General features: G+C 42.2%; 10 protein-coding genes. 3 read left to right on the forward strand and 7 right to left on the reverse strand.

Going from position 1 to position 13,516, the window contains the following annotated elements:
• Positions 1-5: 5 nt before the first annotated feature.
• The 3 genes from udk to J5X92_RS16985 form a co-directional block, all read right to left on the reverse strand.
• Positions 6-629 carry a uridine kinase gene (gene udk, locus J5X92_RS16975; RefSeq protein WP_126872864.1) on the reverse strand — a complete coding sequence of 208 codons (624 nt, stop codon included), beginning with the start codon at positions 627-629 and terminating at the stop codon, positions 6-8.
• 188 nt (positions 630-817) lie between these two features.
• The gene (locus tag J5X92_RS16980) at positions 818-1,765 is read right to left on the reverse strand and encodes a hypothetical protein (RefSeq protein WP_208806166.1); all 948 of its coding nucleotides are present in this window, start codon (positions 1,763-1,765) and stop codon (positions 818-820) included.
• Positions 1,758-2,618 carry a PhnD/SsuA/transferrin family substrate-binding protein gene (locus J5X92_RS16985; RefSeq protein WP_232370691.1) on the reverse strand — a complete coding sequence of 287 codons (861 nt, stop codon included), beginning with the start codon at positions 2,616-2,618 and terminating at the stop codon, positions 1,758-1,760. The genes J5X92_RS16980 and J5X92_RS16985 overlap by 8 nt, the downstream gene beginning before the upstream one ends.
• Positions 2,619-3,062: 444 nt before the next feature.
• On the opposite strand from J5X92_RS16985, the gene J5X92_RS16990 reads away from it, so the two are divergent.
• Positions 3,063-6,083 (forward strand): TonB-dependent receptor, encoded by a 3,021-nt coding sequence (locus tag J5X92_RS16990; protein ID WP_208806168.1) that lies wholly within the window; start codon positions 3,063-3,065, stop codon positions 6,081-6,083.
• Between the two features lie 181 nt (positions 6,084-6,264).
• Positions 6,265-6,948: a type 1 glutamine amidotransferase domain-containing protein gene (locus tag J5X92_RS16995; RefSeq protein WP_013782581.1), complete on the forward strand. Its 684-nt coding sequence runs from the start codon at positions 6,265-6,267 to the stop codon at positions 6,946-6,948.
• 176 nt (positions 6,949-7,124) lie between these two features.
• Here the strand turns inward: J5X92_RS16995 and J5X92_RS17000 are convergent, their stop codons facing one another.
• From J5X92_RS17000 to argR, 3 genes are all read right to left on the reverse strand, one after another.
• Positions 7,125-8,294 carry a TonB-dependent receptor gene (locus tag J5X92_RS17000; protein ID WP_126872862.1) on the reverse strand — a complete coding sequence of 390 codons (1,170 nt, stop codon included), beginning with the start codon at positions 8,292-8,294 and terminating at the stop codon, positions 7,125-7,127.
• On the reverse strand, positions 8,291-9,724 hold the full coding sequence (locus tag J5X92_RS17005) for a TonB-dependent receptor plug domain-containing protein (protein ID WP_126872861.1): 1,434 nt from the start codon (positions 9,722-9,724) through the stop codon (positions 8,291-8,293). The genes J5X92_RS17000 and J5X92_RS17005 overlap by 4 nt, the downstream gene beginning before the upstream one ends.
• 764 nt (positions 9,725-10,488) lie before the next feature.
• Positions 10,489-10,953: a transcriptional regulator ArgR gene (argR, locus tag J5X92_RS17010; protein WP_013782583.1), complete on the reverse strand. Its 465-nt coding sequence runs from the start codon at positions 10,951-10,953 to the stop codon at positions 10,489-10,491.
• A 239-nt stretch (positions 10,954-11,192) separates the two neighbouring features.
• Between argR and mdh the strand changes: the two genes are divergently transcribed.
• Complete coding sequence (gene mdh, locus J5X92_RS17015) at positions 11,193-12,131, forward strand: malate dehydrogenase (protein WP_013782584.1); 939 nt, start codon at positions 11,193-11,195, stop codon at positions 12,129-12,131.
• A gap of 434 nt (positions 12,132-12,565) precedes the next feature.
• Here the strand turns inward: mdh and J5X92_RS17020 are convergent, their stop codons facing one another.
• Positions 12,566-13,366, reverse strand: a complete 801-nt coding sequence (locus J5X92_RS17020) for a hypothetical protein (protein ID WP_013782585.1) — start codon at positions 13,364-13,366, stop codon at positions 12,566-12,568.
• Positions 13,367-13,516: the final 150 nt, after the last annotated feature.

Below are 13,516 nucleotides of genomic sequence, written 5' to 3' on the forward strand. Positions count from 1 at the left end.
ATCCTTTATAGAAGCGCTTGCTGTATGTGAGATTTGATCACATCTAGAGCAATTTGGTTTTTACCACCTTGTGTAACTACTACATCAGCAGTGAACCGGCTTGGCTCGATAAATTGGTGATACATCGGTTTTACAGTCTCTTCGTACTGTTTGGCTACTGACTCGATAGTGCGCCCACGCTCTTTAATATCTCGTATCATGCGGCGCATAAGACAAATATCGAGTGGGGTATCGACAAAGATTTTAACGTCATAAAGTGGCAGAAGATCTGCACGAGCAAGCAGCATAATTCCTTCAAGAATAATGACTGGCGCCGGGTTCAAACGTTCTGTGTCAGGCAGGCGAGTATGCGTTTTAAAGCAGTAATGAGGATAGTCAATAGGCTGACCTTCTCGCAGTGCCTGCAAATGCGCTTTAAGCAATTCATGCTCAAATGCATTGGGGTGGTCGTAGTTGTTTTTTTCTCGTGCTTCCATGGGCAAGTGGTCTTGAGCGCGATAATAGTGATCTTCGCGAAGCACTTGCACAGGCCTTCCTTGAGCAGAGAAGCCGTTAAACAAATTTTCGGTAAACAGTGACTTTCCAGAGCCTGAAGCTCCAGAAATGGCAATAATTAAAGGCGATTGCATAATTCTAGAAAGCTGATTTTATTGGAGCAAAGATACGCGTTTAGCCTCTACGAATCAATGTTATATTCATACCAATTGGTCAAATGGATCGCTATTTGCTAGCCGAATCAATAACATTCGCTTAATTTGAGTGCGTTTTCATTCCTAAATTTATTTTCATGTCACTGTCATAATTGATTAAAAAATAGCTAGTTTCCGATAATTTCTACATCGTCAGGGGATAAATGGGTAAGCGCATAAGAATGCTGTTTTGAACGAGAACCTTCACCTTGGGCACGTGGAGGGTAATAGCGTTCTTTTTCCTCAGGGTACAAGGTAAATACCTCATCAAGTGATGCTCTGATTTCGCTTAACGTTTTATCTAAGTTAGCGTTAAAGTCTGGCCTTTTACGTTTTGTGTGCCCTAACTCAATCAATCGTGCAAAGGCTTTATTCGCAAGCGCAATAAGTTCAATAGGAACATCTTTATGTGGGGGAAGAGGGTGTTCTGGGTTCTCTGTGCAATATTTAACGAGCGCTGTATAAAAGCAAAGAGGCTTGTTTTGCAATATAACAACGGTGTCATTTACGCTATTGCCTAACGTCTTATCGCGCAAATTAATAACAAGTTTGGGCTTAGGAGGGACAACTAATTCTTCACTGACAACATGCTTGGTTTTTCGCTGTCTAGGGATAGCAAACGCAGGTGCAAGCAATACTGATATTATTAAAGCCCACCAACTAAACTTAAGGTTTTGATACATAGGGAGCGATTGCATGATTAGCGTAATTTTTTGCTCTGCGTTTTCGAATACAAAAGTATGGGATAAGCTATATTCGGGATAGGTTACATCAGCATTCACGCCTTGTATTGAGGCGACTCTAATCGGATAATTGTCAGCGGCTAAATCTTCGTTAATAGTTTCGATATAGCGACCCACCGCATAAGTATTTACGGGGGTATTTAATGTTGCATTCCCAACATCAAGAAACGCGCTGTCCAATATTACTCTTCTTTCTACGTTGTCTTTCGCATTATGACGAGCTAACTGAATACCTATAACCTGGCCAAACGTACTGATGATTTGAAGTACCGCAAAGAGTATAAGTGCACAAATTAGGGTAAACGGGCGAACAGTTGACATCATATTACTCATCTTCACTACATCCATTCACGAGAACTAGGGTTTTGTAATAGGGACGTGCATGAGAGTCGGCGATGTCTTTCACTACAGACTGCATGGCGCAGAGTAAATCAGTGTTTTGCATTTGCATCTTCAAAAACCATTGCATGCCGCTAACACTTTTTAATAGAGGCGTTGCATAGTTCTTGGACAAAATTTGCGCATCTTCCTCGGCCCAGTACGATGAAATAATATCAACTTCACCAGCAAGCAATGCTCTGCGCAAATCTTTGTGGGAATTGAAGTACACAATGTTCACGTTATTCTCAGTTAACCCAAGGTTTTGAAGTATGGTTTTTGGAACTATGTGCCCTGAGCGGCTGGAAGGGTAATCGAGCAGGCCAATTCGCTTGCCAAGTAAGTACTCTTTTTCAAGCAGGGGTTTTTCACGCTGAGATATAAAGAAAGCGCTGTAATTGGGGTGCGAGGCTATTAGGGTTAAACCATAAATTTGATCTGCACCGAAAGCATCTACTACATTACGTTTAATTAGCGCTAAATCGACCACTCCGTGGTTTATATATCGAAAGGTATCATAGTCACTTTGCCCGACGATGACCCTGACTTGGCCAAATTGCCTTTTGATGATTTTGTTGTCGCATAAACGTTCTAACGCCATATTCGCGATAGACCCATCTGTGACATACACTGAAAAGGTATCTAAATTATTTTGTAACTCGGTTTGGCAGGTTAAAGTTCGACCAGTTTGAGGAGGCACAGGAATAAATTCTATTTTCTTTGAAAAATAGCCAGCGCTACCGCAAACAAGTGCGGCAATAAGGAGTATGAACCACCTTCCGGTAGCAATAATTCTGACTTTTGGCAAAAAAATAACCAAATGAGTTAGTGATTTATGTGCTAATTTCATCAGCTAAGGTTATTTATTGCAATAGGTAAATTTATTTTAATTGGTTATAATCATGAAAAATAAGTGTTTTTTACAAATCAGACTGAATTTTGTTAAACGCTGTTTATTAGTCCATGATATGTCATCAATAGAAACCACAAGAACAAGTCAGACGACCTTGGTTTTGATAAGTAAAATAACTTGACCAAATGGTCAGGTGTGTGGTGCAAAAAATGAGATGAAATCACGTCACGGAATTGACGCAGAATTGACGAAATATACAAAACTGTAATAAATATGACACGAAGGTCTATAACAATTTCATCCACTTAAAGAAGTCTTTTAGTCAATATCAGAGGTCGTAGAGGGGAATAAATTCCCTCTGCGCTAAAAAAAGAATTTTAAACAAAAAGGGAAACACACATGTACTCATCAGCTAAGCTCAGCCGCGTTGCTGCAGCAGTTGCATTAACAGTGGGTCTAACCACGACTGCAATGGCTCAAGTAACGTCTTCAGATATGAATGGCCAAATCGTCGGTCCAAACGGCAACCCTGCTGTTGGAACCGTAGTTAAAGTCACTCACGTACCAACTGGTGCGGTTAAATCAGTCACAGTAAATAGTGCTGGTACATTTAACCTTCGCGGTTTACGTGTAGGTGGTCCTTACACTGTTGAAATCGACTCAGATGAATTTGCAGATCAAACGATCAGCGATATTTACCTAGAGCTTGGTGAAGCAGCAACTATCCAAAGAACACTTGAATCTGCAGCTGATTACGAAAATATCGTAGTAACGGCTTCTCAAGTAGGTAGCTTAGCGTTCGGTCAAACTGGCCCTTCAGCAAACTTTGATTTGGCAACACTTCAACAAGCGCCTGCAATTAACCGTGATATCACTGACATCGTTCGTATTGACCCGCGTATCTACGTAAATGAAGGCGGTAGCGGTGGTATCCAGTGTGTTGGTAAAAGCCCGCGTTTTAACAGCTTAACTGTTGATGGCGTTCGCATGAATGACCTTTTCGGTCTTAACTCGAACGGTTACCCTACAGAAAGAATGCCTTTCTCTTTTGACGCTATCGAAGGTGTATCAGTAGAAATTGCTCCTTTTGATGTAATCTACGGCGGTTTCTCTGCGTGTAACATCAGTGCGGTAAGTAAAACAGGTACCAACGAAGTTCACGGTTCTGCGTTCTACGATTATGGTAGCGACAGCCTACGTGGTGACTCTCTTGAAGGTGATGATATCAACCTTGGAAGTTACACTGAAAAACGTTACGGCTTCACAGTGGGTGCACCGCTGATTAAAGATAAGCTATTTATTTTTGCAGCTTACGAAAAACTTGAAGGCGCAAACACATTTGACCGTGGTGCTATCGGTTCTGGCGCAATTAATGAAGTAGCGCTTACACAAGCCCAGCTTGAACAAATTCAGTCTGTATCTCAGTCACTATATAACTTTGATGCCGGCACAACTCCTCTAAGCATGCCTAATGAAGATGAAAAGCTTCTTGTTAAGTTAGACTGGAACATCAACGAAAATCACCGTTTTGCGTTCACGTACAACTATAACGATGGTAACAACTTCTCAGAATCTGACGGCGACGCAGATGAGTTTGAACTATCTAGTCACATCTATGAGCGTGGCGCAGAGCTACAATCATTTGTTGGTGTACTTTACTCAGACTGGACAGACAAATTCTCGACTGAAATTCGCGTTTCATCTATCGAGCTAGATAACCTTCAGCGTTCTATGTACGGTGACGGCACTCCAGGCGGCAACGATTTCGGCGAAATCAAAATTGAGCTAGGTAATGATACAGATACTTCTGATGACGACTTAACCGTTTTCTTAGGCTCTGATGACAGTCGTCAAGCGAATGAGCTTGATTACGAAGCGTTAAGCCTAATGTTCCGTGGTAACTATTACTTCGACAACGGCCATGCGTTAACTTTCGGTTACGAGAGCGACAAACTAGATATCTACAACCTTTTCGTTCAGCACTCTGAAACCTCTATTACTTTTGAAAGCTTAGAAGATTTCACTAACGGAACTAATGCAGAAATCGAATACGGTTATGCTTATTCTGGCGAGCTATTAGACCGTGCTGCTGAGTGGGGTTACACGTCACACTCTACTTACGCACAAGATGAGTTCTATCTTACTGATGATTTGAAAGTGGTTGCGGGTTTACGTTATGACTGGATCACAACCTCAGATGAGCCTGTTGGAAACGCTGATTTCGTAGCTGGAAACGGTTATGACAACACAGCTAACCTAGACGGTCTTAGCTTACTACAACCACGTGTTGGCCTTAACTACACGGTAAGTGACTCAACTGAATTACGTGGTGGTGTTGGCTTATTCTCAGGCGGTAACCCGAACGTATGGATGACAAACAACTATCAAAATACGAACGTTGTTGGTGGTGAAGTTGATGGTGAATACGCTGACTTATTCGACGGCAGCATTACATGGGTTAATACAGAAGACGGCGTAACAGCTGGCCCTGGTTACTCAGTACCTTCTGATTTAGACGAAGAAATGTCTTCTGGTGCAGGTAGTAACTTTGAAAGTAACAACCTAGATCCAGGCTTCGTAATGCCTCGCGAATGGAAAATCTCTGCGGGTATGACTCACATCAATGATGAAGACTACGTATTCAACTTAGATTTTCTTTTAAGTGTGACGCAGAAACAAGCCATGATTAAATATGTGGGTCTTGAGCGTGTAGGTACAACTGATGAAGGTTACCCTGATTATGATTCAGTAGGTTACGGTTCACTTGAACTGACCAACTCTGATGAAGATTCAGTGTCTTACTCACTAACAGCGACCATGAACAAGTCTTGGGACAACGGTTTTACTTTCACCGGTGGTTATAACTACAGCCACGCTGAAGATGTACAACCAATGACGAGTTCAGTCGCGTTCTCTAACTTCCAGTACAGAGCATTTACTGACATTAACGAAGAAGTATCTTCAGTGTCTGATTGGAATATCGAGCACCGTTTTACTGCTGACCTTCGTTACACAACTGAACTTATCGACGGTTACAGCACTATCTTCTCTGCTTATGCAGTAGCGCAGTCTGGTCGTCCGTTTAGTTACACCATCAGCGGTAACTCTGTATATGGCTACACGCCGTATCTTGAAGGTAACAACGTATTACCGATTGGCGCAGAGCGTAATGATGAAACTAGCCCTTGGTGGTTCAAAATGGATATCGCAGTTAGACAAAATATTCCTGCGTTCCGTGAAGATCACTCTGCTCAGGTTTACTTCGTTATGAATAACTTCACCAACTTCATCAACGATGAATGGGGTATTTTGGAAGAAGTTAACTTCAATACTGCTGCGCTAGGTACATCATCTCCTGAAAGTCGTCAGGGTGATGCATCACTTTGGGAAATGCGTGTAGGTATTGACTACCGCTTCTAAGCAACAGTTTAAAAACCAGTTGTAGTGTTAAATGCCACTTTCCAATTTTGGAAGTGGCATTTTTTTTATCTTGCAAATCAACTTCTCTTTATGTTTCTCATCGCATCGACTTTCTTTTTCTGATCTAACTATTGCCGCCATACGAACGAATAACTAAATGAATTGTTCACATGGAGAACTTATGTCTAAACATATATTAATGGTAATGACCTCACATGAATTGTTAGGTGATACAGGCAAGAAAACAGGAATGTGGCTGGAAGAGTTCGCTTCACCCTACTATGCGTTCAAAGATGCGGGGTATACCATCACCTTAGCTTCACCTATGGGCGGCCAAGTGCCAATCGACCCAAACAGCTTGGCAGATGATGCCATGACCGACGATGCTATCCGTTACACAAAAGATGAGGTTGCAAGAAGCGCAATGTCTTCAACTATTGTGTTGGAAGATGTTCGTGCAGATGAATTTGATGCCGTGTTCTATCCGGGCGGCCACGGTCCGTTATGGGACTTATCTGACAATACTCACTCCACAATGCTAATTGAAGATATGGTGAAAGCTCAGAAGCCTGTAGGCGCCGTTTGCCATGCTCCTATCGTACTTAAAGAAGTAAAACGCGCCGATGGTGAATTTTTTATTAACGGCAAAACCGTTACTGGCTTTTCAAATAGTGAAGAAGACGCAATGGGGTTAACCGACGTAGTGCCTTATTTAGTGGAAGACGCGCTTATCAGTAAGGGCGGTAAGTATGAAAGTACCGACGACTTTGGCGTTAAAGTGTGTGTTGACGGTCTGTTGGTAACCGGACAGAATCCAGCATCATCAGGCCCCGCGGCTGAAGCGCTTATTAAGGTACTTTCGTAGGGTACTTCAAGCACTTACACTACTCACTTAGCCCGTGTTGTCTAATTGACAGCTGGTATAACGGGTTTATAAAGCGTTAATGATTACGAAAATAAGAAAACGCCGCTGACTGTGTTCTATCTCAAACAGATTAGAGATAGAACACAGGAAATGCGGCGTTTTTTATAAGTTAAATGTTAGAAGCTAGCTTGAACATTAAAACTCATTGTACGTCCTAGTGGATCATACAAAGAGTCATCATATCCGCGCCATTCCCCAGGTGCGTACTCTTCAAATTCATCGGTAATATTCGCAATTCCGGCAGAAACCTTCACATTATCGTTCACATGATATGAAACCGTCACATTATGTTTAAAATAATTGTCGGCGTAATCATAGTAATCGTAATAGGTTTCACCGTTGGCACCGATGAATAGCGTTCTCCAAGATGCCGTCCATTTATCGCCGTCGGTCCAATCTACCGTCAAGTTAGCGCGATTATCAGGATAGAACAATTCACCTGCCCACTCAGTACCTTCTTCTTCGTAACTAAATACATGGGAGTATTCAAGGTTGACACCAAAATCACCAATTTCAGTGGCCAGATCGTAGTTCGCGGTAATATCAAAACCGTTGGTCTTCACTTCTGAGTAGTTTGTGTAACCAGAGGTAATCGATGTAATTTTACCATCGCTATCACGAACGATACTGCTAGACGTACCATCTAAGTCAGCAGCAATTAGGTCATCTACGTCGATATCTTCGATTTTATTTTCGTAATCATATTGGTAGTAAGACACTTCGAGTGATAAATCATCAGTGACATCGTAAACCACACCAAGCGTAAGCGACTCAGAGTTTTCTGGGCTAAGGTCTGGGTTACCGCCGTAATAGGTTAGGTGTTGCTGACCTGATGAGCAGTAACTATCGTCGCTACCAGGGTTATCTAGTGTATCGCAGTAATAGGTATCGTATGCGCTTGGGAAGCCGTAAGAGATGGTCGCGAACATTTCACTCATTGTTGGTGTACGGAAAGCTTCTCCCCAGCTAGCACGAAGTAAAAGTGACTCAGTTGGGCGCCAGCTGATACCTAGCTTAGGTACGGTATCTGAGAACTCAGAGGTTGAAATACTTTCGCCTGTATCCCCTTCAAGCTCGTACCCGTCGTAACGAAGTGCAGCAGATACTTCCACTTCATGGGGTAGTTCGATAGCAAACTCAGTATAGTAAGACTGTCGCTCACGAGTCGCATACACGTCGTCACCGCCCGAACCGCCTGAAATAATACCCAAGCCCGATTCAGGGTCAGATATCTGCTCAAAATCAAGGTAAGAGTACTCAGCGCCGAAAACAGCACTCACTGTCATGAAGTTATTCGAGAAACTTCGCCAGAAATGCTGCCGTCAATAATGTCACGCATCTGTGTAGACTGGTAGGTGCCAGTGTGATCAGCGCTAGCCAATAGCTCAGCGTTATAAGCAGACCAGTCGTCGGTACTTAAACCTTGAACATTAAATAAATCCAACTGTTCAGTATCAATTAAATCTTGTACAACTGTGTCGTTAACTAAGTTGTAATTGAATACCTCTTCTTTTGCAGACGTGCGTTGGTAATAAACTTGCCAATCCCACTCATTGCCACCAATGTCGGTATAGCCTTCAAGGCCTGTCACCATTTCAAAGGTGGTTTTTTCTGTGGTGGTGTCTCGTGTTCCCAAACTAGACGTTCGGAAGTAAACAGAGCCATCTTGACCATAAGGGTTCATTGCGTTATCCGCATCGATGGTCAGCGAAGATGTAGATACTGGGGTAGCAGCATAACGAGTGTCTGTAGATGTCTGTAGTGCAGAGAAACGAGTAATAAGTTGCAAGTTCTCTGCTAACTCGTACTCGATTTTAGTCATTAAAGAGTTTTTCTCAGACGCGCCATAAAGCCAAGTGGTATTACCGTAGTAATAACCACAACGATCAGATTCAATCGATGTGTCAGCCACATCGCCACACAAATCTTCGTTATAAAGATACGAACTAGTATCTGTATCATAGAAATTGGCAACAGGGCTGTAGGTTGAATAGCTATCTAGTGCATTTTCGCCTGAAACCGCTACATCGCTGACTTCTTGAGTGTTTTCATGCTCCGCAATGAAAACGATACTACCTTTGTCATTGGTTACGCCGGCTGAAAAGTTATATTTGCTTGAGTTCCCGCCATCTGCTCCTGGATCTTCAAAGCTGTAGCCTACATTAACGCCATCGAACTGTTTCTTGGTAATAATATTAATTACGCCTGCAACGGCATCTGACCCGTAAATGGCCGATGCGCCATCGCGAAGAATTTCAATGCGCTCAACAATCGACATCGGGATCATCGACATATCAGAAGATGAACCACCATCGTATCCTAAACCTGGTAGACGACGACCGTCCATTAGTACCAAAGTAGCGCCAGCCCCCAGACCACGTAAATTTACTTCACTTGACGCAGATGCGCCGCTGCCGTAGCCAGATTGTCCGCGAAATGAACCGAAAGTGTTAATCGAAGAGTTACGTAATACTAGGGCAACCGATGTATCACCAGATAACGCGATAGATTCAGCAGTAATAACCGTAACGGGAGATACTGACTCTAAATCCACTCGTTTAATACGAGAGCCAGTAACTTGGATTTTTTCTACAGGTTCAGCTGAATTTTCGTCATCTGATTGTGCGAGGGCCATTGGTGCGGCAAACAGGCTAGCGGAACCCGCCAGTAATAGTCCGCGCTTCACCGCAGTGCTGAGTTTATTTGTGTCAAACATTTTAATTCCCCTTGTCGAAGGTGATTACAATTTGTAATTACATAGACGTTTATTAGTTTTTATTTTGAGCAGATGTTTTCTGTCGGGAGAATTAAGCACTTCGTCGTGCTATTTGGCAATTTACAAAGTGTATAATTTGTTCTATTTAGACCTAATTTACTTTATTTATACGCAGAGCGATGAAACCTTTACGGTTCTATACATTGGTAAAATAAATATTACTTTTTTCTCTCTTAATATTTATTTAAAGGTAACGCTGTATATTAATTAAAATAGAAATGAAGAAGTAATGTGAGGGGGTAAATAGTGTGTAGATATTGTGTATGAATTTTGTGGGTTTAGCGCAGAAAAGGCGCAGGTTTTGCGCAAATTCAGTATAGTTAAATCTGGCTTGAAGTAAAAGTGGGTGAGGGCGTTTCAGTACAGATTGAAAAGTGGAAGAAAGTTACTGTAATTACAATTAATGACAATGGTATTTTTGTGGGTTTTAGAATTTATACGTTGGTGAATAATAGGATGTTTTTAGTGGTGGTGATATTATTTAATTTTAAAGGTTGAGTTTAAATGTTGCTGTTTTTATCTAAGGATGGATTTTATAATTAATTTCTAGTTTTCAAATTCTTTACTTTTCTTTTCTTACTCTTTTCTGAGTCTGTGATAATTTAAATACACAGCTACCAAGTTGTTTTGTATCTCCCTGGTACAAATTCTTTACCGCCATCTTGTGATGGCGGTTTTTTTTGCTCAAAAATTAAGGCTGTGCCTTAGACATTCTCGAATAGGTCTTCCACACGTTGTCGTAACTCTTCAATAAGTGTCACGTCGGCAGGGGCGATAAAAATAGTGTCGTCGCCGGCTATGGTGCCAAGTACACCATCTTTTTTGCTTAATGAGTCAAGCAAGCGTGCAATGAGTTGCGCTGCACCTGGGCTGGTGCGAATAATCACCATCACATTATTATGCACAATGTCGAGAACAAGTTGCTTTAACGGGCTTTTAGCGGTAGGCATACCCAGTTCAGGCGGCAGGCAGTACACCATATCGCCACGGGCATTGCGGGTACGTACCGCGCCAAACTTACTTAGCATGCGGGAAATTTTAGATTGACTAATATTGTCATGACCTTGAGTTTTAAGGGCATCCACTATTTCACCCTGGGATCCATAGCTTTCCGCTTTTAAAATTTCTTTAAAGGCTTTAATCAGTTGCTCTTGTTTTGCGTTGGCCATAGCGTCCTGCACAGTAGTTAGCGGTAATAAGTTAAATGGTCATTAACGATTTATCATATATTGTGCCTTACAGGTGACCTTTGCGCAATTTAATTGCATAATCATGCATGATAGTGAATATCAACGTAAAAATGCCTTAAATGGCCGTATTAAGACCATCAGATGATTGAGTTTTCCCCCGCGTTGCATTAGTGTGACGTTCCGTTTAAATACGTGAGTAATCCCATAGGAGAAATGGTATGAAAGTAGCCGTGTTAGGTGCTGCCGGTGGTATTGGCCAAGCGCTGTCTTTGTTGTTAAAAACACAATTGCCAGCTGGTTCTGAGCTAGCGCTTTACGATGTAGCGCCAGTTGTTCCTGGTGTAGCTGTTGATTTGAGCCACATCCCAACTGCAGTAAAAGTAACCGGTCACGGTAAAGATGACCTAGCTGGTGCATTAACAGGTACAGACGTTGTTCTTATTCCTGCTGGTGTTCCGCGTAAGCCGGGCATGGATCGTTCAGACTTGTTCAACATTAATGCTGGTATTGTTAAGAACCTTATTGAAGGTGTTGCTGACAATTGTCCAGATGCTTGTGTTGGTATTATTACTAACCCAGTTAACACAACAGTGGCAATTGCTGCTGAAACGCTTAAAGCGAAAGGTGTTTATAACAAGAACAAATTGTTCGGTGTTACTACCCTTGACGTAATTCGCGCTGAGACTTTCGTTGCTGAGCTTAAAGACGTAGACGTTGCTTCTGTACACGTACCGGTAATCGGTGGTCACTCAGGCACAACTATCCTTCCTTTGCTTTCGCAAGTTGAAGGTGTTGAGTTCTCTGATGATGAAGTTTCAAGCCTAACGACTCGTATCCAAAATGCAGGTACTGAAGTTGTTGAAGCTAAAGCTGGCGGCGGTTCTGCAACCCTATCTATGGGTCAAGCAGCTGCACGTTTCTGCTTATCATTGGTTGCAGCAATGCAAGGTGAGAACGTGGTTGAATACACTTACGTTCAAACTGACGACAGCGACGATGCTGCATTCTTCGCTCACCCTGTTCGCCTTGGCGCAAACGGTGTTGAAGAAATCTTGCCATACGGCGAGCTAAGCGAATTTGAAGAAAAAGCGAAAAACGACATGCTTGAAGGCCTTCGTGGCGACATCAAGCTAGGCGTAGATTTCGTAACTGGCTAAGGATGTATTAGGCTCGGCATCCGATTTGAAATCAAATCGTAGCCACGCCGTAAATACATCCATGTAGGCTCCGCCACCGCATCCATGCGGTGGAGGGGCTACTATTTAATTTCAAACCGTATACCTACCAACACCTACTCATCGCACTCAGTAAAAAATTCTTTTTGTAAGACAGCATCCATGCTGCTGACAGTTTGTTACGACCTTACTAATCCTGCGGTTTTGTTTGTGGCCTCTGCAGAACAGCTCGGCCTAATAAATAGCTACTTCCTAAATAGCCATGCCGGATAACAACCAGCCGTAAATACTTCCCTGTAGGCTCCGCTACTGCATCCTTGGCAAGGGATGGGCTACAATCTAATTTCAAAACGAAATCGACACTGATTTCATACCCATGTGTACGCCGCTATTCTACTTGGGGCGCAGTATGGCGCTTAGTTGTGAATTCTATAGAGGGTAAACGTCATACTTTCTAGTGGTCTGTTTTTATAAACTGAATAAGCATAGCCGTTTAATACATTCGACGACCGAATGGTAAATAACAGTGAGTTGGCAAAAGTGGGATGTGATGTTTTAACGGTATAAACGCTTCCCTCTTTGAGAATATCTTCAGGGTTAAAGCTAGTCTGATTGGTATAGCTGCTACCATTTATAAATCGCACTAAGCGGCCTTCTTTGTTCGGGTAAATCTCAATACTTATGAGTTCATTTTTACCACTAATACGCATAATGCCTACCCACAAGCCAAATATATCGTCAGTAGCTGTGTTAGCTAACGCTTCTATTGAACCTCGGTACATATCGATAAAGTTGCGCACGGAAGATTGTTTCTTCTGCTTATCCAACTGATAGGTACTACTTAAGATAGGCTTATTGTTTTTATTGGTAGTCGATTCTAATACTTGGTAACCGGTGTCTATGTAGGGAGATAAAATTAAATGTTTAACATATCCATCTTCATAAGAAGGAAGTGTTATTTCGCAATTTAGCGTATTGCATTCAATATGGTCATTATCAAAGGGTAGGCGTCGGATATGGCGAAACGCATTGCCTATACCTGCTTCAAACAGGAAGTGTTCCCCGTTTTCATTTATCTGGAGTAATTTATAATTATAGTTAGACTCACTCACGCCTTCCCACAGCCCTGGGGGCAAAGTAAGCGGCTCTGATTGCGCTGTTACGGGCATTAGCGCAAAGTAAAAGGCAAGGAGCAAGCTTATAAATAGTCTGTACAAGTGAGACTTCCTTTCTTAGGGATTAACTCTAAATTCGATTGTTTATCCTACGATATGTCAGGAAAGTTTTACAAAAAAAAGAGACAAAAGTCCTAGAAAATTCATAATCATTGTCTACGCTTTCTTTAGTTAATTCTGCATGAGCGAGTT

Source organism: Alteromonas sp. K632G, from assembly GCF_017653625.1.
GTDB lineage: Bacteria > Pseudomonadota > Gammaproteobacteria > Enterobacterales > Alteromonadaceae > Alteromonas > Alteromonas naphthalenivorans.